General features: G+C 61.8%; 19 protein-coding genes and 1 tRNA gene. 5 read left to right on the forward strand and 15 right to left on the reverse strand.

Annotation, left to right across the window (positions count from 1 at the left end; translation table 11 throughout):
* From ACESMZ_RS15260 to rpsU, 4 genes are all read right to left on the reverse strand, one after another.
* Nucleotides 1-77, reverse strand: a tRNA-Ile gene (locus tag ACESMZ_RS15260).
* Nucleotides 78-159: 82 nt separating this feature from the next.
* Nucleotides 160-2,001: an RNA polymerase sigma factor RpoD gene (gene rpoD, locus ACESMZ_RS15265; protein WP_372957986.1), complete on the reverse strand. Its 1,842-nt coding sequence runs from the start codon at nt 1,999-2,001 to the stop codon at nt 160-162.
* 190 nt (nt 2,002-2,191) lie between these two features.
* Nucleotides 2,192-3,955 (reverse strand): DNA primase, encoded by a 1,764-nt coding sequence (dnaG, locus tag ACESMZ_RS15270; protein ID WP_372957985.1) that lies wholly within the window; start codon nt 3,953-3,955, stop codon nt 2,192-2,194.
* A 174-nt stretch (nt 3,956-4,129) separates the two neighbouring features.
* Nucleotides 4,130-4,345 (reverse strand): 30S ribosomal protein S21, encoded by a 216-nt coding sequence (gene rpsU, locus ACESMZ_RS15275; protein WP_007153483.1) that lies wholly within the window; start codon nt 4,343-4,345, stop codon nt 4,130-4,132.
* Between the two features lie 181 nt (nt 4,346-4,526).
* Here rpsU and tsaD point away from each other — a divergent pair, with 181 nt between their 5' ends.
* A complete protein-coding gene (gene tsaD, locus ACESMZ_RS15280; RefSeq protein WP_372957984.1) occupies nt 4,527-5,591 on the forward strand; it encodes a tRNA (adenosine(37)-N6)-threonylcarbamoyltransferase complex transferase subunit TsaD in 1,065 nt (354 codons plus the stop codon).
* Between the two features lie 4 nt (nt 5,592-5,595).
* On the opposite strand, the gene plsY is transcribed toward tsaD, so the two are convergent.
* Nucleotides 5,596-6,189, reverse strand: a complete 594-nt coding sequence (plsY, locus tag ACESMZ_RS15285) for a glycerol-3-phosphate 1-O-acyltransferase PlsY (RefSeq protein WP_372957983.1) — start codon at nt 6,187-6,189, stop codon at nt 5,596-5,598.
* Between the two features lie 103 nt (nt 6,190-6,292).
* On the opposite strand from plsY, the gene folB reads away from it, so the two are divergent.
* Nucleotides 6,293-6,649: a dihydroneopterin aldolase gene (gene folB / locus ACESMZ_RS15290; protein ID WP_372957982.1), complete on the forward strand. Its 357-nt coding sequence runs from the start codon at nt 6,293-6,295 to the stop codon at nt 6,647-6,649.
* Complete coding sequence (gene folK, locus ACESMZ_RS15295; protein ID WP_372957981.1) at nt 6,649-7,149, forward strand: 2-amino-4-hydroxy-6-hydroxymethyldihydropteridine diphosphokinase; 501 nt, start codon at nt 6,649-6,651, stop codon at nt 7,147-7,149. Before folB ends, folK (ACESMZ_RS15295) begins: the two co-directional genes overlap by 1 nt.
* A gap of 12 nt (nt 7,150-7,161) precedes the next feature.
* Here the strand turns inward: folK (ACESMZ_RS15295) and pgi are convergent, their stop codons facing one another.
* The 5 genes from pgi to pcnB form a co-directional block, all read right to left on the reverse strand.
* Entirely contained in the window at nt 7,162-8,811 is a 1,650-nt protein-coding gene (pgi, locus tag ACESMZ_RS15300) for a glucose-6-phosphate isomerase (RefSeq protein WP_372957980.1), read from the reverse strand.
* Nucleotides 8,812-8,831: 20 nt separating this feature from the next.
* A complete protein-coding gene (gene panC / locus ACESMZ_RS15305) occupies nt 8,832-9,680 on the reverse strand; it encodes a pantoate--beta-alanine ligase (RefSeq protein WP_372957979.1) in 849 nt (282 codons plus the stop codon).
* Nucleotides 9,680-10,471, reverse strand: a complete 792-nt coding sequence (gene panB, locus ACESMZ_RS15310) for a 3-methyl-2-oxobutanoate hydroxymethyltransferase (protein WP_372957978.1) — start codon at nt 10,469-10,471, stop codon at nt 9,680-9,682. Before panB ends, panC begins: the two co-directional genes overlap by 1 nt.
* Before the next feature lie 89 nt (nt 10,472-10,560).
* On the reverse strand, nt 10,561-11,091 hold the full coding sequence (gene folK / locus ACESMZ_RS15315) for a 2-amino-4-hydroxy-6-hydroxymethyldihydropteridine diphosphokinase (RefSeq protein WP_372957977.1): 531 nt from the start codon (nt 11,089-11,091) through the stop codon (nt 10,561-10,563).
* The gene (gene pcnB, locus ACESMZ_RS15320; protein WP_372957976.1) at nt 11,088-12,467 is read right to left on the reverse strand and encodes a polynucleotide adenylyltransferase PcnB; all 1,380 of its coding nucleotides are present in this window, start codon (nt 12,465-12,467) and stop codon (nt 11,088-11,090) included. Before pcnB ends, folK (ACESMZ_RS15315) begins: the two co-directional genes overlap by 4 nt.
* On the opposite strand from pcnB, the gene ACESMZ_RS15325 reads away from it, so the two are divergent.
* Nucleotides 12,454-13,059, forward strand: coding sequence for a hypothetical protein (locus tag ACESMZ_RS15325; RefSeq protein ID WP_372957975.1), 606 nt, complete (start codon nt 12,454-12,456; stop codon nt 13,057-13,059). The genes pcnB and ACESMZ_RS15325 overlap by 14 nt on opposite strands.
* A gap of 239 nt (nt 13,060-13,298) precedes the next feature.
* Here ACESMZ_RS15325 and ACESMZ_RS15330 read toward each other — a convergent pair whose 3' ends face one another.
* The 5 genes from ACESMZ_RS15330 to dksA all read right to left on the reverse strand — a co-directional run bounded on the left by ACESMZ_RS15330 (nt 13,299) and on the right by dksA (nt 19,306).
* On the reverse strand, nt 13,299-14,708 hold the full coding sequence (locus tag ACESMZ_RS15330) for a sigma-54-dependent transcriptional regulator (RefSeq protein WP_372958003.1): 1,410 nt from the start codon (nt 14,706-14,708) through the stop codon (nt 13,299-13,301).
* Between the two features lie 8 nt (nt 14,709-14,716).
* A complete protein-coding gene (locus tag ACESMZ_RS15335; protein ID WP_372957974.1) occupies nt 14,717-17,683 on the reverse strand; it encodes an ATP-binding protein in 2,967 nt (988 codons plus the stop codon).
* Nucleotides 17,673-17,849 (reverse strand): hypothetical protein, encoded by a 177-nt coding sequence (locus ACESMZ_RS15340; protein WP_177186087.1) that lies wholly within the window; start codon nt 17,847-17,849, stop codon nt 17,673-17,675. The genes ACESMZ_RS15335 and ACESMZ_RS15340 overlap by 11 nt, the downstream gene beginning before the upstream one ends.
* 62 nt (nt 17,850-17,911) lie before the next feature.
* The gene (gene gluQRS, locus ACESMZ_RS15345) at nt 17,912-18,820 is read right to left on the reverse strand and encodes a tRNA glutamyl-Q(34) synthetase GluQRS (RefSeq protein WP_372957973.1); all 909 of its coding nucleotides are present in this window, start codon (nt 18,818-18,820) and stop codon (nt 17,912-17,914) included.
* A 45-nt stretch (nt 18,821-18,865) separates the two neighbouring features.
* A complete protein-coding gene (dksA, locus tag ACESMZ_RS15350) occupies nt 18,866-19,306 on the reverse strand; it encodes an RNA polymerase-binding protein DksA (protein WP_372957972.1) in 441 nt (146 codons plus the stop codon).
* Nucleotides 19,307-19,486: 180 nt separating this feature from the next.
* On the opposite strand from dksA, the gene sfsA reads away from it, so the two are divergent.
* Nucleotides 19,487-20,209, forward strand: coding sequence for a DNA/RNA nuclease SfsA (gene sfsA, locus ACESMZ_RS15355; protein ID WP_372957971.1), 723 nt, complete (start codon nt 19,487-19,489; stop codon nt 20,207-20,209).
* The last annotated feature ends 36 nt before the right edge of the window (nt 20,210-20,245 follow it).

Raw genomic sequence — 20,245 nt, forward strand, 5'->3', positions numbered from 1 at the left:
TGGTGGGCCCAGCTGGACTCGAACCAGCGACCAAGGGATTATGAGTCCCCTGCTCTAACCAACTGAGCTATAGGCCCTTTATAGCGGTTTGCCTTGCCAGAAACAAAGCGGGCGCCATTATACCGTTGAGGCATGGCGCCCGCTACTGTGGGGTTGGGTTTATCCGTTACCCTGGTCGTCGATAAAGCCGCGCAGGTGGTCAGACCGTGACGGGTGACGCAGTTTGCGCAGGGCCTTGGCTTCGATCTGACGGATCCGCTCCCGGGTGACGTCGAACTGTTTGCCGACTTCTTCCAGGGTATGGTCGGTATTCATCTCGATACCGAAGCGCATGCGCAGTACCTTGGACTCCCGTGCGGTCAGGCCGGCGAGGACAGAGCGGGTGGCCTCCCGCAGGCCTTCGGCGGTGGCGGAATCCACGGGCGAAAGGGCCTGGATGTCCTCGATGAAATCCCCCAGATGACTGTCTTCGTCATCGCCGATGGGGGTTTCCATGGAGATCGGCTCCTTGGCGATTTTCAGCACCTTGCGGATCTTGTCTTCCGGCATCTCCATGCGCTCACCAAGCTCTTCCGGGGTGGGCTCGCGGCCCATCTCCTGCAGCATCTGGCGGGAGATGCGGTTGAGCTTGTTGATGGTCTCGATCATGTGGACCGGAATCCGGATAGTGCGGGCCTGGTCCGCGATGGAGCGGGTGATGGCCTGCCGGATCCACCAGGTGGCGTAGGTGGAGAACTTGTAGCCGCGGCGGTATTCGAACTTGTCCACCGCTTTCATCAGGCCAATGTTGCCTTCCTGGATCAGGTCCAGGAACTGCAGGCCCCGGTTGGTGTACTTCTTGGCGATGGAGATAACCAGACGCAGGTTGGCCTCGACCATTTCCTTCTTCGCGCGACGGGCCTTGGCTTCACCGATGGATACCCGACGGTTGATTTCCTTGATGTCGGGGATGGCCAGGTCCACTTCGCTCTGCACGTTGGCGATACGCTTCTGCAGGCGCACGATTTCGTCCAGTCGCTCATTTATGGCTGCCGCGTAGGGCTTCTTGGAGCGGGCGATCTTCGGTGCCCATTCCAGATTGGTTTCATTGCCGGGGAAGGACTTGATGAATTCCTTGCGGTCCATGCGGCATTCACGCACACAGATCCGCATGATGGCGCGTTCGTTCTCGCGGACCACTTCGTTGGTGGACCGAACCACGTTGACCAGCTCATCAAAGGCCTTGTTGGCCAGCTTGAACGGAGCAAACACCTGGCCCAGCTCGTTGAGGGCTTCCTGTGTTTTCTTGTGGGCGCGACCGTGTTTTTCGAGGTTCTCTTCGGCAGCCGCCAGCTTTTCCCGCAGCAACTCGAAACGCAGCCGGGTTTCCTCGGGGTCCGGGCCGCTTTCCTTCTCTTCTTCGGAGCTGTCGTCATCATCGTCCGACGAGGTGTCGTCATCGGAGGAAGTGTCCGTGGTGTCTTCGCCCATGAAAGGCTCGGCGTCATCCGGGTCCAGGAAGCCGGAGACGATGTCGCTGATGCGGCCTTCATTCTCGATAATGCGGTCGTATGCCTGGATCACGGTGCCAGCGGTGCCGGGGAAGTGGGCGATCGCGGCCATCACATCGCGGATACCTTCCTCGATGCGCTTGGCGATAACGATTTCCCCTTCACGGGTCAGCAGCTCAACGGTACCCATCTCACGCATGTACATGCGTACCGGGTCGGTAGTGCGGCCAGCGTCGGATTCCACGGCAGCCAGGGCGGCCGCCGCTTCAGCAGCGGCGGCTTCATCAGCAGTGGAGTCGCCTTCGGTCATGAGCAGGGTGTCAGCGTCGGGGGTTTCCTCGCTGACCTGGATGCCCATGTCGTTAATCATGCGGATAATGTCTTCTACCTGATCCGGATCCGCGATATCCTCAGGCAGGTGGTCGTTGACCTCGGCGTAAGTCAGGTAACCTTGCTCTTTTCCTCGGGCAATGAGGTCTTTCAAACGGGATTTCTGAGAATTGCCTGACATAGACACCCTGTGAACTTGATGGTAAAAAGGAAAAAAGTTAAACAACCATTATAGCGGTCACGCCAGATGACTGCCACCGAATGGTTAGATGGTGATCAGTGGTCGTGGTTTCAAGTAGGCCCTGAAAAAATCCTTTGCTTCCAATCTTTTCTCACCAAACCTCCTGATTCTTTGAGCGTTCTGATCCGGTTTATCCGTGTTTCCCCTGATGGGATGATAATGACGCCTTGAGCTGTTGGCGTTCTTCCGGGCTCAGGTCCGCAAAGTTGAGCTCCCGGGCTTTTTCCGCCAGTGCCCTCAGGCGCTGTTTCTGTCTCGCCTCGTCATTGGGCGCCAGCAGTGCCCGTGCGCTTTTCAGTGCCTCCTGCCGTCCTGGCAGATGTTCGATGCCGTCGAACAGTGAACGGAATCTGGCCTGGTCCTCCGGCGAGCGCGCCAGCATCTGGTAGACTTGCCTGCGTGTGCGCAGCCCGTGCTGGTCGAGCCATGCGGCAAAGGTGGCGGCCTTGTCCAGTTGCCGGTCCTGGCGACACAGGTCCTTGAGCTCGGTGGCCATCTCCGGGGCGTCCAGCATTGCCAGGCACAGCATATGGTTCTTGCTGAGCCGTACTGGCACGCGCTCGGACGGCGTCGCTGGTGTAGCCGCAGAGCCGGCGCCCCGGTTGCTGCTATTGCGCTTGCTGTTGTTGTTCTGCCATGGGGCACGGGGTGGCCGGCACAATCGCAGCATTTCGTGCCACATGGCATCCCGCAGGCTGCCCCGGGGCATACGGCTCAGCAGCGGTTCAACCCTGGAGCGCAGCTCCCCCTGGTTCTCCGGCAGGCTCAGGTCCAGCCCCTCCTGCATCCGGTCAAACAGGTAGCGGGACAGGGGGCGGGCCTGCTGTATGCGCTTCTCGAAGGCCTCGGCCCCTTCCTTGCGGACCAGCGTGTCCGGGTCCTCGCCCTCCGGCAGCATCAGGAACTGCAGGTGAATGCCGTCTTCCAGCAACTCCAGGGCATTCTCCATGGCCCGGTCTGCAGCCCGGTGGCCGGCGGTATCGCCGTCAAAGCAGAACACCAGGTGCCGGGTCTGCTTGAGCAGGGCCGCAAGGCTGTCCTGATTGGTGGCGGTGCCCATGGCGGCAACGGCACAGTGAATGCCGAACTGGGCCAGGGCGATGACATCCATGTAGCCTTCCACCACCAGCAGTTTGTCGATGCGCCGCAAGGCCTGCCGGGCTTCGAACAGGCCGTAGATTTCCCGGCTCTTGTGGAAGGCGTCGGATTCCGGCGAGTTGATGTACTTGGCCTTGTCATCCCCCAGGGTGCGCCCGCCGAACGCCACCGTACGGCCTCGGGTATTGCGGATGGGGAACATGACCCGGTTGCGGAACAGGTCCCTTGGCCGCCCGTAGCGGTCAGAAACGGTGCCGGTTTCGATCAGTGGCTTGCGAAGCTCCTCGCTGGCCGCATTGTACAGGGCTGTGCCGGCCCCCGGCGCAAAGCCGAGCTGGTAAAGCTCAATAATAGCGTCGTCAAGACCCCTGGCAGCCAGGTACTCCCGGGCCAGCTGACCCTCGGTGCTGGCCAGCCGGTTGCGATAGAACTCGCGGGCATAGTCCAGGGCATCGGTCAGGGTGCGGCTCTGCCGGATCTGCTGGCTGGCGACCTTGTCGTAAGGCACTTCCAGGCCGGCACGGCGGGCCAGCTCCTCAACCGCGGCGGTAAAGTCCAGCCCCTCGAATTCCCGCACAAAGCTGATGGCATCGCCATGAGCGCCGCATCCGAAACAGTGATAGAACCCCTTGTCTGGCCGGACATTGAACGATGGGGTTTTCTCGTCATGGAAAGGGCAGCGCGCCTTGTAGTTGGCGCCGGCTTTCTTGAGGGTGATGCGGGAGCCGATGAGCTCGGCGAGGTCCGTCCTGTCCAGCAGGTTTTCAATGAATTGCTGGGGGATCAGTCCGCTCATGCCCACTCCCTAACCTGTGCTCCGGGCAGGATCGCCCGCAGCCACAGCAAAAAATGCCGTCGGAGCGATGCCCCGACGGCATTGGTATCACGCTGGCCTGTCAGTATGAGGCTGACAGACTCCTCGCGCCATGAACAGGTTCAAAACCCTGCGGAGCAGGATTCCGCTCTGTTCTCAGTACAGGCGCTCGAACTTGCGCTGTTCCCGCTGAAGCTTCTTGAGATGACGCTTGACAGCAGCGGCAGCCTTACGCTTGCGAACAGCCGTGGGCTTCTCATAGTGCTCACGACGACGTACTTCGGAGAGTACGCCTGCTTTCTCGCAGGAGCGCTTGAAACGACGCAGCGCTACATCAAACGGTTCATTCTCTTTCACTTTAACAGCTGGCATTAAAAATCACCTACCTTGAATTCGGTTTGAAATATTGGACAAATTTCGGCCAGTCCTATTTAAGGCCGGCAATGATAGCGCCAGTGGCCATCGATCGTCAATTGTCTGGTGAAACTATCGACAGTGTTTCTGATAGAATGCCGCCAATTTCAACAGACACCTGATCCGAGGTACCCGCCCCATGCTGATTCTGGGTATTGAAACCTCCTGCGATGAAACCGGCGTAGCCCTCTACGACAGCGAGCGGGGGCTACTGGCGGACGCGCTGTTCAGCCAGACTGACATGCATGCCGACTATGGTGGCGTGGTGCCGGAGCTGGCTTCACGCGATCATGTCCGCAAACTGCTGCCGCTCTGTGACGAGGTGCTGGCCCGGGCCGGTTGTGGGCGTGCCGATATCACGGGAATTGCCTACACGGCGGGACCCGGACTGGTCGGCGCGCTGATGGTGGGGGGCTCGGTAGCCCATGCCCTGGGGCTGGCGCTGGATATTCCGGTGCTTGGGGTCCATCACATGGAGGGGCACTTGCTTGCGCCCATGCTGGAGGACAACCCGCCTGAGTTTCCGTTCGTGGCGCTGCTGGTGTCCGGCGGACATACCCAGCTGGTAAAGGTGTCCGGCATCGGAGAATACGAATTGCTTGGCGAGTCGGTAGACGATGCCGCTGGTGAGGCGTTCGACAAGGCCGCCAAGATGCTGGGTCTGGACTATCCGGGCGGACCCAGGGTAGCTGCGCTGGCAGAGCAGGGGCGCGAGGGGGTTTATCGTTTCCCCAGGCCGATGACCGACAGGCCGGGTCTGGAATTCAGTTTCAGCGGTCTTAAAACCTACACCCTCAACACGGTGACGGCAGAGCAGGAAGCCGGCAACTGGACGGAACAGGCCCGCGCCGATATTGCCCTGGCCTTTGAAAGTGCCGTGGTGGATACCCTGGTCATCAAGTGCCGGCGGGCACTGCAGGCGGCGGGCTGTGACCGACTGGTCATGGCGGGGGGCGTCAGCGCCAACCGGCGGCTGCGGGCCGCACTGGAAGCCATGGCTGGCAAGCAGGGGGCATTGGTATTCTACGCGCGCCCCGAGTTCTGTACCGATAATGGCGCCATGATTGCCTACGCGGGCTGTCAGCGATTGCTGGCGGGTCAGAGGGATGGCGACCGGATTGTGGCAAAGCCTCGCTGGCCCATGGATACACTGCCAGGGCTTTCGGAAGAGTGTCTCGACGGGCTTGCGGGTCAGGCCTTATAGCCGGCTAGAAGCGGCTTTCCCGCCCCTGGGCCAGCCGGATCAGGTTATTGCGGTGACGGATGACGATAACAATCGCGAGCAGGCCGAACAGGGGCAGGGTTTCCGGTTCGAACAGGGCGCTGATGACCGGCCCTGAGCCAATCGCGATCACCGAGGCCAGGGCCGAGATGCGCCAGCGCCACATGATCACCAGCCAGATCACGGCCAGCAGGGTGGTGGTAAGCGGCGCCAGTACGAGGCCGCAGCCCAGGGCGGTGGCGACGCCCTTGCCCCCCTGGAACCGGTACCAGACCGGAACCATGTGGCCGGTGACGGCGCACAGGGCCACCATGGCCTGGGCGAACACAGAGAACCCGTAGTAACCGGCCAGCCAGACCGGGATCGCCCCCTTGAGGGCGTCCAGGACCAGGGTAAGTCCGGCCGGTATGGGTCCGCCACTGCGATACACATTGGTGGCGCCGGGGTTGCGGGAGCCCAGAGCCCGGGGATCGGTCAGGCCGGAGAAACGGCAGACAGGAATGGCAAACAGGATCGAACCGGCTGCATAGGCAAGCCCGCACAGGGCAATAAGCAGAAGGGGCTGGCTGGTGGCATCCATGATCGGGACAGGTCCTGTACGCGGTGTTTGAGTCGGAGTCACCGACCTTAGCCCGTTGTTGTCGGTGGTTCAATCAGCAAATAGGCGATGGTGGAGTGGCGCCGTGAATGACAGCGTATTGATCGAAGGCCTGGCCGTGGAAACGGTCATCGGTGTTTATGAGTGGGAGCGGGAGATCCACCAGGAGCTGCGTGTTGACCTGGAGATGGCGTGGGACAACCAGCCGGCTGCCGCCTCAGATGATGTTGCACAGGCGCTGGATTATGCGGCGGTGAGTGATCATGTCCGGGATTTTTTTGAGTCTTGCCAGCCAGCGCTGCTGGAAACCGCCGCAGAACAGCTCGCCGGCTCAATCATGTCGACGTTCTCCGTGCCCGGGGTGAGGCTAACCCTGTGGAAGCCCGGCGCCGTACCTGCTGCCCGTCAGGTGGGCGTGAGAATCCAGCGGGGCCGCTGGTGATGGCGGCTCGGGTACAGGTCTTTATCGGTGTTGGCAGTAACATCGACCGGCACCGTCATATCCGCGCTGGGCTCGAGGCCCTGTCAGAGACCTTCGGGAAGCTGGATGTGTCGCCGGTCTATGAGAGCGAAGCGGTCGGCTTCGACGGTTCGCCGTTCTTCAATCTGGTGGTGGGTGTCCAGACGGACAAGTCCGTCGCGGAACTGAGTCAATGCCTGAAGGCCATCGAACTGGCCAACGGTCGCCGGCCGGACGCCCGCCGGTTCAGTCCGCGGACGCTGGATCTGGATATCCTGACCTATGGTGATCTGGACCAGGACACGGACGGGGTGGAGCTCCCGCGTCCGGAGATTCTTTACAACGCCTTTGTATTGCGCCCACTGGCGGAGCTGGCCGGCGACCATCGCCACCCGGTGGACGGTCGAACCTACGACGAATTGTGGCAGCTCTACGACCGTGACCAGAAGCTCTGGCCAGCGGACTTCTGCTGGCCAGGGTGACGACGGTCCGGGCTACTCACCCCTGAACAGGCGCATCAGGCCCGCCGTGGAACTGTCCAGTTCCTCCGCGCGAATACCCTCGCCCAGCTGTTGCAGAATGGGTTTTCCCAGTTGTTTGCCCAGCTCCACGCCCCACTGGTCGAAGGAGTTGAGGTTCCAGATCACCCCCTGGACAAACGTGCGGTGCTCGTAAAGCGCCACCAGGGCACCCAGTACTTCCGGTGTGGCCTTCCTGAATACCAGGGTATTGGAGGGCTTGTTGCCGGGAATGACCTTGTGGGGTGCCAACTGGTCCACTTCGTCAGGCGACAGCCCCTGGCTCTCCAGTTCCTGGCGTGCTTCAGCCTCTGTCTTGCCCTGCATCAGGGCCTGGGTCTGGGCCAGACAGTTGGCGAACAGGGTGGCGTGATGCCTGGCCACCGGGTTATGGCTTTCCAGGGGAATAATGAAGTCCGCCGGTGACAGCACCGTACCCTGGTGCAGTAGCTGGTGGTAGGCGTGCTGCCCGTTGGCGCCGACGCCACCCCAGATCACCGGGCCGGTGCGATAGTCCACCGGTTCACCGTTGCGGTCCACCTGTTTACCGTTGCTCTCCATGTCCAGCTGCTGGAGATGGGCGGGGAGCTCCTTCAGGTATTCGTCATAGGTCAGGATGGCGTGGTTATCGGCATTCCAGAAATTCACGTACCAGATACCCAGCATGGCCATGACCACCGGCATGTTTTCCTGCAGCGGGGCCTCGCGGAAATGGTCATCCATGGCCCGGGCGCCGGCGAGGATGCGTCGGAAGTTGTCCATGCCCAGGGTCAATGCGATGGGAAGGCCAATGGCGGACCACAGGGAATAGCGGCCGCCGACCCAGTCCCACATGGGGAACACCGCCTCCGGGGCTATGCCGAAGTCGTGGGCTGCATCGGCATTGGCGGTAACCGCCACAAAGTGCCTGGCGAGGTCTGCCTCGGTGGCACCGGCGTCGAGCAACCACTGGCGGGCCAGCCGGCTGTTCTCCAGGGTCTCCTGGGTGCCAAACGACTTGGACTGTACCAGGAACAGGGTGGTCTCCGGCCGCACGCTGGCCAGTACTTCGCTGACATCGGTGCCGTCAATATTGGCCACGTAGTGACAGCGGATACCCTCACGGGTGTAGGGTTTGAGTGCCTCGGTCATCATCCGGGGACCAAGGTAGGAGCCGCCAATGCCGATGGAAACCACGTCGGTCAGGTGGTCGCCCCGGTAGCCGGTGCGCTCGCCCCCGTGCACCTGCGCCACAAAGGCTTCCATGCGGTCCAGGGTAGCGTGGACTTCCGGTACGATATTGATGCCGTCGACCCGGATATCCCGGTCCGAGGCCGCTCGCAGGGCGGTATGCAGCGCCGGCCGGTGCTCGGTGTTATTGATGGCCTGGCCGGTAAACATCGCTTCCCGGGCTTTCGGCAGCTGGCAGGCGTTTGCCAGGGCTGCGAGCAGTTCCGGGGTGGTGCGATCGATGCGGTTCTTTGAATAGTCCAGCTGCAGACCGGCAGCGGACAGGGAAAAGCGATGGAAACGCTCCGGGTCGTCCCGGAACAGCGTCCGCATGTGGACCTCGTCCAGTCGGGCCTGGTGTTCACGCAGGGCCTGCCATTCCGGTGTCCGGGTCAGGGGGGAACGTACCTGTACCATCTTGCATCCTTTCTTGGGGGTTAGCGTTCGATTGAGAGGTTATCAATCAATCGGGTTGTTCCCAGGAATGCAGCCGCCAGCAGGGTAAGCTGGCGGTCTCCGGGTGAAGCCGGTTTCAGGGTAAGGCTGTTAACGATATTGAAATAGTCGGGGCGGAAACCCTCCGCGGTCAGGGTTTCCCGGGCGGCCGCTTCCAGTGCGGCATAGTCATCACTGCCACCGAGCAGTGCGGCGCCGGTTTCCGACAGTATCCGGTGCAGGGCCGGTGCCTTCTGTCGTTCCGGGTCGGACAGGTAGCCATTACGGGAACTCATGGCCAGACCGTCGTCCTCGCGGATCGTGGGCAGGCCGATAACGTCCACCGGGATGAACAGGTCGCGCACCATCTTGCGGATAACCGCCAGCTGCTGGTAGTCCTTTTCACCGAACACGGCCACGTCGGGCTGGACCATATTGAACAGCATGGACACTACCGTGGCTACGCCCTCGAAGTGACCGGGCCGGCTGGCGCCGCAATGGCCTTCGCTGACTTCCGGAACGATTACCCGGGTCTGGCGGGCAAGGCCATCCGGATAAACCTCGTTGAGGGGCGGGGCAAACAGCAGGGTGTTGCCCTCGGCCTCCAGCTTGCGCTGGTCGTCAGCCAGGGTGCGGGGGTAGGCGTCCAGGTCCTCGCCGGCGCCGAACTGCATCGGGTTGACGAAGATGCTGGTGACCACAACGTCGGCCGCTTCGTGGGCACGGCGCACCAGGGCCAGGTGACCCTCATGCAGGTTGCCCATGGTGGGCACCAGGCCTACTCGCTTGCCCTGAGTGCGGTAGCTGCGGATGACGGCGCGCAGTTCCTTGATGGTATGTACGGTACGCATTACTTGAACGTATGCTCCTGGCCGGGGAAGGTGCGGTCACGGACCGCCTGCACATAGGCCTTGATGGCGCCGGGAATGCTGCCACCCTCTGCCAGGAAATTCTTCACGAACTTGGCCTTGCGGCCTTCCGGAATGCCCAGCATGTCGTGGAGTACCAGCACCTGGCCATCGGTGTCCTTACCGGCGCCGATGCCGATCACCGGCGCCTGTACCGCCTGGGTAATACGGGCTGCCAGTGGCGCCGGTACGCACTCCAGGAGAATGACATCAGCGCCGGCTGCGACCAGGTCACTGGCGTGCTCAATCATCAGTTCCGCCTGCTTCTCGTCCCGGCCCTGAACCTTGTAGCCACCGAACTTGTTGACGAACTGCGGGGTCAGGCCCAAGTGGGCGCAGACCGGAACACCCCGCTCACTGAGGGCAGTGATGGTGTCTTTCATCCAGTCGGTGCCCTCCAGTTTGACCATATGGGCGCCGGCCCGCATCAGCTCGGCGGCGTTATCCAGCGCGTCGGGAACTGTGCCATAGGTCATGAACGGCATGTCGGCCATGATCAGGGCGCCCCGGTTACCGGCTGCCACGCAGCGGGTGTGGTAGCACATTTCCTCGAGGGTGACGGGAAGGGTGCTGTCGTTACCCTGCAGAACCATGCCAAGGGAATCGCCAATAAGAATGGCGTCCACGCCTGCTTCGCTGACCACCTGGGCGAATGCGGCGTCATAGGCCGTGAGGACGGCGAAGGCCTCACCTTTTTCCTTATAGTCACGAAGGGTATTGATGGTTACCGCCATAACAGTGATGCCTTTGCTGTGATGGGTGGACCGGGGCTGTCGGCAGGATTGCCTGAAGCCATCCGGGACATGCAGGTTTGCTGTCAAGGTTAATGCGGGTGAGGTGGCGTGGCAAGGCCGGCAGTGGCTGACGGCTCCAGTCGTTTCAGACCGTTATCGGTGCATTCTGCAAGCAGCTGGCGGCAGGTTCGGCCATCCGGCAGGGTGACCCCCTGATCGATGTCCAGCATGGGGCGCAGCACGAAGTCCCGCTCCGGGATGCCCGGATGGGGTACTGTCAGCCTTTCAGTGGCGATAGTCTGGTCACCGTACAGCAGCAGGTCGAGGTCCAGGGTGCGGGGGCCCCAGTGGCGGAGCCGGACCCGGCCGTGGGCCTTCTCCAGTCGCTGCAGGTGGTCCAGCAGGACCGCCGGGGGAAGGCTGGTCTCCAGCAACACCACGCCGTTCACGAAGTCGGGCTGGTCCTGGGGACCCATGGGACGGCTTTGATAAAAGGGCGACTGCGCCAGCAGGGTGCTATCGGGCAGCGTGGCCAGGCCGGTGATCGCCCGGGCCAGCTGCTCCAGCGGGTCTTCCAGGTTGCTGCCCAAGCCGATCCAGGCGTGCACCCGCTCGCTCACGGGTTATTGCTCCTGGCCGCCGTCGGCCCTGACGGTTTACGGCGCCGCCGCTTCTTGCGTGGCCCCTGCTGGCCAAGCTGGCTGAGCATCTGTTCCCGGCCGCGATCGTCCGCCGCCTGGAAGTCGGTCCACCACTGGCCAAGGCCGGGCTCGATCTCGCCAGCCGCTTCGCGCACCAGCAGGAAGTCGTAGGCGGCCCGGAAGCGCGGGTGCTCCATAATGCCGTAGGCCCGCTTGCCCTGTCGGCGGGGCAGCCGCATCTGCAGCTCCCAGATCTCCTTCATGGGACCGGAGAAGCGCTTGGGGATGGACGTGGCCTGGATCTGCCGGCCGATAACCTTTCCGATGGACTGGTGCAGCGCCTGCTGAACCGGCTCGCCATTGTCCTGTCGCCGTTGCCATTCGGCCTGCAGGGCTGGCCAGAGCAGCGCGGCATACATGAAGTAGGGGGTGACCGACTTGCCCTGGTGAATCCGGGCGTCGGTATTCTGCAGTGCCCGCACAATCAGGTCGTCCGGTTGCCCGTTGTCGATGGCCTTCATGGTATCCGGGAACAGGGGGGCCAGCAGGCCGTATTGCTTCAGCAGGTACCAGGTGGCCTCGCCGTAACCGGCGGAGAACAGTTTCAGAACCTCTTCGAACAGCCGTGCTGGCGGTATATGGGTCAGTAGCGGGGCCAGTTCGCGGATCGGGGCCTCGGTGACCGGTTCGATGGTGAAGCCCAGCTTGGCGGCGAAGCGGACCGCCCGCAGCATGCGGACCGGGTCCTCCCGGTAGCGGGTTTCCGGATCACCGATCAGTCGCAGCTGGCGATTGTGCAGGTCATCGACACCGCCAGCGTAGTCGATAATGGTGAAGTCCCGAATGCAGTAGTACAGGGCGTTGACGGTGAAGTCCCGGCGCAGGGCGTCTTCTTCCTGGTTGCCGTAGACGTTGTCTCGCAACAACAAGCCGTGCTCGCTGGTCTTGCGGTCGTCATCGTCCTCGTCACTGTCGTCGCTGCTACCGGCGTTGCCACGGAAGGTGGTGACCTCGATGACTTCCCGGCCGAACAGTACGTGCACGATGCGGAACCGGCGGCCGATCAGGCGAGAGTTTCGGAACAGCTCGTGCACTTCTTCCGGCGTCGCATCAGTGGCAATATCGAAGTCCTTGGGGCGTTCACCCAGCAGGATATCCCGCACGCCACCGCCCACCAGGTAGGCCTCATAACCAGCATTATTTAGCCGGTTGAGTACTTTCTTGGCGGGCTCGCTGATCATCGACCGGGACACGTTGTGCTGGTCGCGGGGTATTTCCCGGCGCTGGTAGACCGGCGCCTGTGGTGGCCTGGACGGAAACAGGGCGCGTACTCTTTTCTGTATGTTTTTCAGCATTGAAATCCATGAACTGCTTGGGCCGCAGCCCGGATCCGGGGCCGGCCGTGATTTGACATTGCCAGCGAAGGCGTCATGTCTGTTGACGCCCGATACGGGCAGGAGGGAGAGTTTAACGGTTTGTGCAGGATTTGCCCATGCCGGTCAGGTTGCTGAAAACTTCGGCGCCAGAAAATCAAAAGGCGGGAACGCTGTAGCGAACCCGCCCGGGAAGAGTAGACGATCTGCATTGTTGTTGTTTTTAGCAATTTTTATTGTTGGCAGGCCAGTTGCCCGCTTGTGCCTCACAATGAGGCGGCAATCCTGCAAACGGAACGCTTTGAATACAGAGAGCGGTAGTGACTACACGATCACCGGTAGCAGTGGCAGTGGACGTCTGGAAGACGCTTCTTATCTACAACTGCGGCTCTCGCAAGCCAAGGCACCACTAAAAAGCTCAGCACCCAAAACACTCAGTTCGCTCACGCCCTGTTCTTGTTTTTGTTACCGGGCGCTTTTTCTGCAGCTTTTTGTTCTTGTTGTGGCGCTGCTTTGTCACATTGTTTTTGTTGTTGTGCGCTTAGGTTATTGCAGTGCTCGTGCCAGTTTTTGAAAATCCTTTAATAACAGAATGTTGAGAATTTTTAATGGGATTTGGGAATAAAAAATCCGCGGTTAGTGTTACTCATGTCTCGGTTTTCCAGTATGTCGTGTTTCGTGCGGTAACACCGGGTAACACTACACGTGTTACCGCCGTTGTTACCTCACCGGTAACACGGGTAGCGGGCAGGGTGTTACCGGATCAGGGGGGGCGTGGCGAGACGTGGCTGGGTGGGAAGTTAGGCGCGAGCATCAGCTCTTTTTGCGGGGGATGCCCAGGCGCTGCCGGCGTTCCCAAAGGGACTTGCGACTGATGCCCAGCTTCTGGGCCAGCTCGGTTTCACTCATGCGGTCCTGGTTCTCCAGCACAAAATGCTGGAAATAGTCTTCCAGTGACAGGTCACTGCCGGTATCGGCTTCCCGGGAGGGGGGCGGCGTCTGCTCGTTGTCACCTTCCACCAGGCTACTGGGAATGGCGTAGTCGTCGCCGGTTTCCATCTCCAGGTCCAGTTGCGCCGGGGTGATGATGTCGCCGTCAGCCAGGATCGAGGCCCGTTCAATGGCATTCTCAAGTTCCCTGACGTTACCCGGCCAGCGATGCCGCTCCAGGGCTTTCATGGCTTCCGGGCTGAGGCTGAGCGCCGGTTTGCCCATCCGCTCCGCCTGCCTGGCCAGAAAGCGGCTGGCCAGGCCCAGCACGTCACCCTTACGTTCGCGTAACGGTGGAATCCGGACCTGCATGACGTTGAGGCGATAGTAGAGGTCTTCCCGGAAGTCACCAGTGCGGGTCATCGCTTTCAGGTTCCGGTGGGTCGCGGCAATCATGCGGACATCGACCTTGCGGCTCTGGGTGGACCCTACCTTGCGTATTTCACCTTCCTGCAGTACCCGCAGCAACCGAGCCTGGGCCTCCGGAGGCAGTTCGCCGATCTCGTCCAGGAACAGGCTGCCGCCGTCAGCCGCCTCGATCAGGCCGGTGCGCCCGGAGACCGCGCCGGTAAAGGCACCTTTCTCGTGACCGAAAAGTTCAGACTCGATCAGACTTTCCGGGATGGCCGCGCAGTTGACGGAGATCAGTGGTTTCTCGGCCCGGGGTGAAAGCAGGTGCAGGGCCCGGGCGGCCAGTTCCTTACCGGTGCCGGATTCGCCCTGGATCAGTACGGTGGTTTCTGTGGGGGCCACCTTGCGAATCAGGGTGAATACCTGCTGCATGGCGTCACACTGGCCGAACATGATCTGGGCGGGGTCGCTTTCGCTGGCTTGATCACCGCCGGTATTGTCGTCGTCACCGGTTGTAACGGAGGCGCTTGCGGGCCGTTGCGCAAGGATGCTCTCTACTGCCGCGAGCATTTCATCATGATCAAAGGGCTTGGCGATGTATTCTACCGCCCCCTTTTTCATGGAATCGACCGCGGACCGCAGGGAGGCGTAACTGGTCATGATCAGTACCGGCACGCCGGGAGCGTGGCCGATAAGGCTGGTACCCGCTTCACCGGGCAGGCGCAGATCAGAGATGATCAGGTCAAAGGATGACAGTTCATAGTCGCCGGTCGCCGCTTCCACGGACTCTGCCACGGTAACGTCATAGCCGTTGTGCTGCAGCAGTTTGCGCAGGGCAGCGCGGATAATCTCTTCGTCTTCTACAATCAGTATGCGATGCATGGTTTCTGTCATGACCCTTGGTTATCCCCGTCCGTGCCCTCGTCTCCGGCGGCCTCGTAGGCCGGCAGTTTGAGGCGCACCAGCGTACCACGCCCACGGGACTTGTCGGCGGGGCTTTCCACATTGATGGTGCCGTAGTGTTCCTCAACGATGCTGTACACCAGCGACAGCCCCAGACCGGTACCCTGGCTGGCGCTCTTGGTGGTGTAGAAGGGCTCGAAGATATGATCGAGCTGTTCAGGGGGTATGCCTGTGCCCTCATCGGCGACCTCGATGATAGCGGAGTATTCCTCCCGGAATCCACCGACCCGGATGGTACCGCCTTCCGGCGAGGCGTCCCTGGCGTTGGCCAGCAGGTTGACGAATACCTGCACCAGTCGCTGCTCGTCACCCACTACCATCAGATCGTCGGGGCACTCGTTGAGGTAGTCAAGCCCGCGCCCCTTGTCACTCAGGGAGAGCAGGTTGATCGATTCGTCCACACAACGGCGTATCTGCACTGGCTCATAGCGGTTGGCCTGGGCATGGTTGCCCGTGCGGGCAAAGTTCATCAGTGACTGCAGGATGTTGGAAATGCGCCGGGTCTGCTGCTGAATCTGGTCCGCGGTTTCGAGGATATCGGGATTGTCGGTTTCCAGCTTGAGGTTCTGGGCCAGTGAGGAAATACCGGTCACCGGATTTCCCACTTCGTGGGCCACGCCCGCCGCCAGCCGGCCCACCGAGGCCAAGCGTTCGCTGTGCATCAGCTCGTCTTCCAGCAGCCGGGTCTCGGTCTGGTCTTCCACCAGGATGATGCTGCCACCCTCCGGGTGATCCGGCCCGGCCAGTGCAGCCTTGTGGAGGTTCAGCCAGTGGGGGCGTCCCCTCAGATCCAGTCGGTGTTTGTAGCGGCGCAGGTCCGGTCCGTGGACAAACTCGTCGAGCAGGTCCCTCCAATGGGAGGGCAGGGCCAGCAGGCGGGCCCCCACCACCTCGTCGGCGGAAATGCCGGTCAACTCGGCCATGGCCTGGTTCCACATCAGGATCTCGCCATCGTCGCCAACGGAACAGGCGGGGATGGGCAGGTTTTGCAGCGTCTGCCGGTAATGCCGGCGCAGGTTGTCCAGTTCACCTGCCAGGCCGGTCAGGCGATTCTCATACTCGCCCAGTGCACGCTCCACATACTGGATGTCCTGGGCGGTGCGGCTGCTGGCCATGGGCTTGAAGCTAAGGTGGCGCTGAACCAGGTCCTGGGCTACGGAGGGCCCCATCAGGCCCGAGAGATTGATCTCAATCTGGTCCCGCAGGCGTCGCAACTGATAGGGGCGATATTCCACGGGGGGCAGGTCCAGTTGCTCGAGGGCCCGGACCACTTCCCGTTTCGCCATATTGAACCCCAGCGGCTCCGCAAGCTGACGGACAAAGTCTGAAGAGGACGTTGCAATAAGTTCCCGGCGCTGGGGCCGGGAAAGTGCGCCAAGTGAACAGGCCTGGGCCGCGCTGGCCTCTTCCGGACTGGCGGGGCTGAGAATCGACACCAGGGTGAAGATGACGATGTTCACGCCCAGACTGATAAAGGTGAAGATGTGCCAGTTATCGTACTCCGGTGCCACAGGCAGTGCCGGCAGCCACGCCAGGGGATCGGCTGCGTGGGACAGGGGTAATACCAGTGTCAGCGCCCACAGGGCCAGGCCGGCGAGCAGCCCGCTGATAAGACCCTTGCGGTTGCCTTCCGGCCAGTAGATGACGCCCAGTGCTCCCGGCAGCAGTTGCAGCATGCCGGAAAGGGCCAGAATGCCCAGGGTGGACAGGTCCAGGTTACGGCCCATGGCCTCGTTGAAGACCAGGGCGGTGAGGATGATGACAGCAATCAGGATGCGCTTGGTCCACCGCAGCCACCGGTAGATATCGGACTGGTCCCTTGGCGTTCGCAGGGGCAGTACCACGTGGTTGAGGACCATGCCTGCGAGGGCCAGGGTACTGACAATCATCAGGCCGCTTGCCGCTGACAGTCCGGCAACATACATCAGCACGGTCAGCCAGGGTTTTTCCAGGGCCTGGGGGATGGTAACGGCATAGAAAGCGGGCTGGTCCCCGATCGGTATGGCCATGCCCCCCCAGAGAATCAGTGGTACCGGCAGGCCGAGCAGTAGCAGGTACAGGGGCAGGCCCCAGCTGGCCCGGGACAGTGCCCTGGGGCTCGGATTTTCGCTGAAGATCATGTGATACATATGGGGCAGTACCAGGGCGCCGGAGAACGACATCAGCATCAGGGCCCGCCAGCTGCCGTCCTCAATGCTGAGGGACAGCGCACTGACCCCGGAACCCGGCATGGCCAGCCAGTCTTCCAGGCCACCAAACCCGTCGAATACGGTAAACAGGATGGTTCCTCCCAGCAGGAGCAGGGCGGCCAGCTTGACCAGGGAATCAAACGCGATGGCAACCACCAGTCCCTGATGGCTGCCGGATGTCTGATCACGGCGGGCGCCGAACAGCATCGCGAACAGTACCACGATGAAACTGAACAGGGTGCTGATAGCGTGGGGAGAGGCGTCCGGGGCCAGCAGGCTCGCACTGGCCGCTACGGCCTTGATCTGCATGCTGAGCAGGGCCATCAGGGCGATGCCGGAGGTCAGTGTGACCAGGGTGCCGGCCCACTGGCTGCGATAACGGAACGCGAACAGGTCCGCCAGGGAGGTGAGCTGGTAGGCTCGGCCTATGCGCATGATGGGGTTCAGCAGGACAGGCGCCAGCAGGAAGGCGCCGCTGATGCCCAGGTAATAGGCCAGGAAACCGTAGCCGAATTCCGCCGCGACGCCGACCGCGCCGTAAACTGCCCAGGTACCGGCATAGACGCCGAGGCTGAGGGTATACACCAGTGGATGACGAACCCAGCGGCCGGGCAGGCGCCCTTTCTCGGTGGCGTGGGCAATACCGAAAAGTATCAGCAGATAACCCAGGCTGATGACCAGCAGTACCGGCAGGCTAAAACTCATTGGGATCCCGTCGCCATTCCAGCCAGACGCCAACGGCAATCAGGCTGCTCCAGAGCAGGTAGGGGGAGTACCAGGCGTTGCCCGGTGAGACCCACCAGTCCAGTATGTTGGGTGAAAATATGTAAACAGCCAGAACCAGCAGGAAAACCAGGCGATAGATATACATCGGGTGTTTATCCGGGCCGTCGATCCCGGGGGTTATACCACGGTGGGGGTGCGGCTGTCAGGTCAGGCACCTGCGGGACGAGCCGGTGGCAGGGTATCGGTGGTGTGATGGTGAGGAATGCTCGCCATGGACCAGTGCCCGAGCCCCCACTCGAGCACCGCCTGCGGGGGAGCATCGGCCAGTTCCGGCGGCGGCTGCTGCCCCAAGGTTTTCAGCGCCCGCCACAGGTTGCGCCCGGGTTGCCGGTCATCCAGGGCCGGCGCGTGGTTCTGTTTGCTGAGTTTCTGCCCCTGACTGTTCAGTACCACGGGAATATGGGCCCAACACGGTGGTGTCCCGCCGAGGGCATGGCATATCTGCCGTTGCTGGGCAGTGGTTTCCAGCAGGTCCGACCCCCGCACGACCTCAGTGATCTCCTGATCTATGTCATCCACAACCACCGCGAGCTGGTAGGCCACGAATCCCTCCTTGCGGATAATCACCGGATCGTCCACTTCCGCCCTTACCACCTGGCGCTGACTGCCCAGAATCCGGTCCTGCCAGCAGGCTTCCTCATCGTGCAGGGCGAAACGGATGGCCAGCGGCCGGTCTGAAGGTGGCGTGCCGCCATCGCGGCAGTGCCGGGGGTGACGACCCCCGTTGGCGGCCAGTTCCTTGCGTGAGCAGGCGCAGTAATAGGCGTGACCCTGTTCAATCAACTGGCTGGCGTAGTGACGGTAGACGTCCAGCCGGTCAGACTGGCAGCGCACATCGCCATCCGGGCGTAACTGGTGGCAGTGCAGGCTCTGCAGAATCTGGTCAGTGGCTTCAGGACTTTCCCGCAGCGGGTCAAGGTCTTCAATCCGGACAAGCCACGCCCCCTGCCCGCTGCGGGCCTCGAGATAGCTGGCCAGGGCCGTCACAAGCGAGCCGAAGTGCAGCGGGCCGGTGGGTGAGGGTGCGAAACGCCCGCGGTAAGTCGTGTCGGTCATGAAATCCATCAGGCGCGGGATGCCCGCGCCCGGATCAACAGCCGGTCAGATGCCGGTCTGGCGTTCGCGGATTTCCGCCAGGGTCTTGCAGTCGATGCAGAGGGTGGCGGTGGGGCGGGCTTCCAGGCGACGGATGCCGATTTCCACGCCACACTGATCGCAGAAGCCGTAGTCGTCCTTGTCGATGCGGTCGATGGTCTTGTCGATCTTCTTGATCAGCTTGCGCTCCCGGTCGCGGGTACGCAGTTCCAGGGAAAACTCTTCCTCCTGGGACGCCCGGTCACTCGGGTCGGCATAGTTGGCTGCATCTTCCTGCATGTGATGCATGGTGCGATCCACTTCCTCCATGAGCTCCTGGCGCCACTGCATCAACAGGTCGCGGAAGTGTTGCAGCATCTCAGGGCTCATGTATTCTTCACCCTTTTTGGCTTCGTAAGGGGTGAAGTTGGTAAAGCGCTCGCGTGCTTTCTCTGCGGTATTTGCCATGTAACCCGGCCTCTTATTGATACTCCAAAAGGACGCAGCTTTTCCGTGCTGTCCTGCGCCCGCCTGCATCAGGAGCTTCGCGGCTCCCCAGGAATCTGCGGAAAATAGCAGATCTGTTGCAGGGGCGCCAGCCTTGTTATGCGATCCTTGTTCAGCCTATCAACTGCCCCAGGAGACGTCATGGAATTTCCGGAAAATCTGATTGAAGGGCGCCTGGTCAAACGCTACAAGCGCTTTCTTGCCGATGTACGGCTGGCGAATGGCGAGATTGTGACAGCCCACTGTCCCAATACCGGCTCCATGCTGGGGTGCCAGCCGGACGACGCCCGGGTCTGGCTGAGCCCTGCGAGTAACCCGAAGCGTAAGCTGCGGTACACATGGGAACTGGTCGAGACTGAGCCGGGCGTGCTGGCGTGCGTCAACACCGGGCGTCCCAACATCCAGGCCCGGGAGGCCATTGAAGACGGGCGTATTGCTGCCCTGGCGGACTACCCTGTGGTAAGGCCGGAAGTGCGTTACGGCAGCGAAAACAGCCGGATCGACCTTCACCTTTCAGGAGATCCGGTAAGGCCCGACGCCTGGGTAGAGGTAAAGAACGTGACTCTGAGTGAAAATGGTATCGCCTGCTTTCCTGATGCCGTTACGCTCCGCGGCCAGAAACACCTGCGGGAACTGATGGCAATGGTAAAGGCCGGTGACCGGGCGGTGTTGCTCTTTTGCGTCAACCACACCGGGGCGAGGGAGGTACGGCCGGCGGATCATATCGATCCCGCCTATGGTGAGCTGTTGCGCTCGGCCGTGGAAGCAGGGGTGGAGGTCATGGCCTTGCAGGCGGACCTCGCCGGAGATCGTGGGCCCTCCGGCAGCCTGGCCCTGGTGAGGGAGCTGCCGGTGGTCCTGTAGTGAGGCCGAAGAGGGTTCCCATTAACGGATTATTGC

It is taken from the genome of Marinobacter sp. (assembly GCF_041690615.1).
GTDB lineage: Bacteria > Pseudomonadota > Gammaproteobacteria > Pseudomonadales > Oleiphilaceae > Marinobacter.

What these genes read in the sequence shown, in the direction of transcription:
- rpoD (WP_372957986.1), bottom strand. Translation starts at nt 2,001, where the DNA reads ATGTCAGGCAATTCTCAGAAATCCCGTTTGAAAGACCTCATTGCCCGA.
- dnaG (WP_372957985.1), bottom strand. Translation starts at nt 3,955, where the DNA reads ATGAGCGGACTGATCCCCCAGCAATTCATTGAAAACCTGCTGGACAGG.
- rpsU (WP_007153483.1), bottom strand. Translation starts at nt 4,345, where the DNA reads ATGCCAGCTGTTAAAGTGAAAGAGAATGAACCGTTTGATGTAGCGCTG.
- tsaD (WP_372957984.1), top strand. Translation starts at nt 4,527, where the DNA reads ATGCTGATTCTGGGTATTGAAACCTCCTGCGATGAAACCGGCGTAGCC.
- plsY (WP_372957983.1), bottom strand. Translation starts at nt 6,189, where the DNA reads ATGGATGCCACCAGCCAGCCCCTTCTGCTTATTGCCCTGTGCGGGCTT.
- folK (WP_372957981.1), top strand. Translation starts at nt 6,649, where the DNA reads ATGGCGGCTCGGGTACAGGTCTTTATCGGTGTTGGCAGTAACATCGAC.
- pgi (WP_372957980.1), bottom strand. Translation starts at nt 8,811, where the DNA reads ATGGTACAGGTACGTTCCCCCCTGACCCGGACACCGGAATGGCAGGCC.
- panC (WP_372957979.1), bottom strand. Translation starts at nt 9,680, where the DNA reads ATGCGTACCGTACATACCATCAAGGAACTGCGCGCCGTCATCCGCAGC.
- panB (WP_372957978.1), bottom strand. Translation starts at nt 10,471, where the DNA reads ATGGCGGTAACCATCAATACCCTTCGTGACTATAAGGAAAAAGGTGAG.
- ACESMZ_RS15325 (WP_372957975.1), top strand. Translation starts at nt 12,454, where the DNA reads ATGTTTTTCAGCATTGAAATCCATGAACTGCTTGGGCCGCAGCCCGGA.
- pcnB (WP_372957976.1), bottom strand. Translation starts at nt 12,467, where the DNA reads ATGCTGAAAAACATACAGAAAAGAGTACGCGCCCTGTTTCCGTCCAGG.
- ACESMZ_RS15330 (WP_372958003.1), bottom strand. Translation starts at nt 14,708, where the DNA reads ATGCATCGCATACTGATTGTAGAAGACGAAGAGATTATCCGCGCTGCC.
- ACESMZ_RS15335 (WP_372957974.1), bottom strand. Translation starts at nt 17,683, where the DNA reads ATGAGTTTTAGCCTGCCGGTACTGCTGGTCATCAGCCTGGGTTATCTG.
- ACESMZ_RS15340 (WP_177186087.1), bottom strand. Translation starts at nt 17,849, where the DNA reads ATGTATATCTATCGCCTGGTTTTCCTGCTGGTTCTGGCTGTTTACATA.
- gluQRS (WP_372957973.1), bottom strand. Translation starts at nt 18,820, where the DNA reads ATGACCGACACGACTTACCGCGGGCGTTTCGCACCCTCACCCACCGGC.
- dksA (WP_372957972.1), bottom strand. Translation starts at nt 19,306, where the DNA reads ATGGCAAATACCGCAGAGAAAGCACGCGAGCGCTTTACCAACTTCACC.
- sfsA (WP_372957971.1), top strand. Translation starts at nt 19,487, where the DNA reads ATGGAATTTCCGGAAAATCTGATTGAAGGGCGCCTGGTCAAACGCTAC.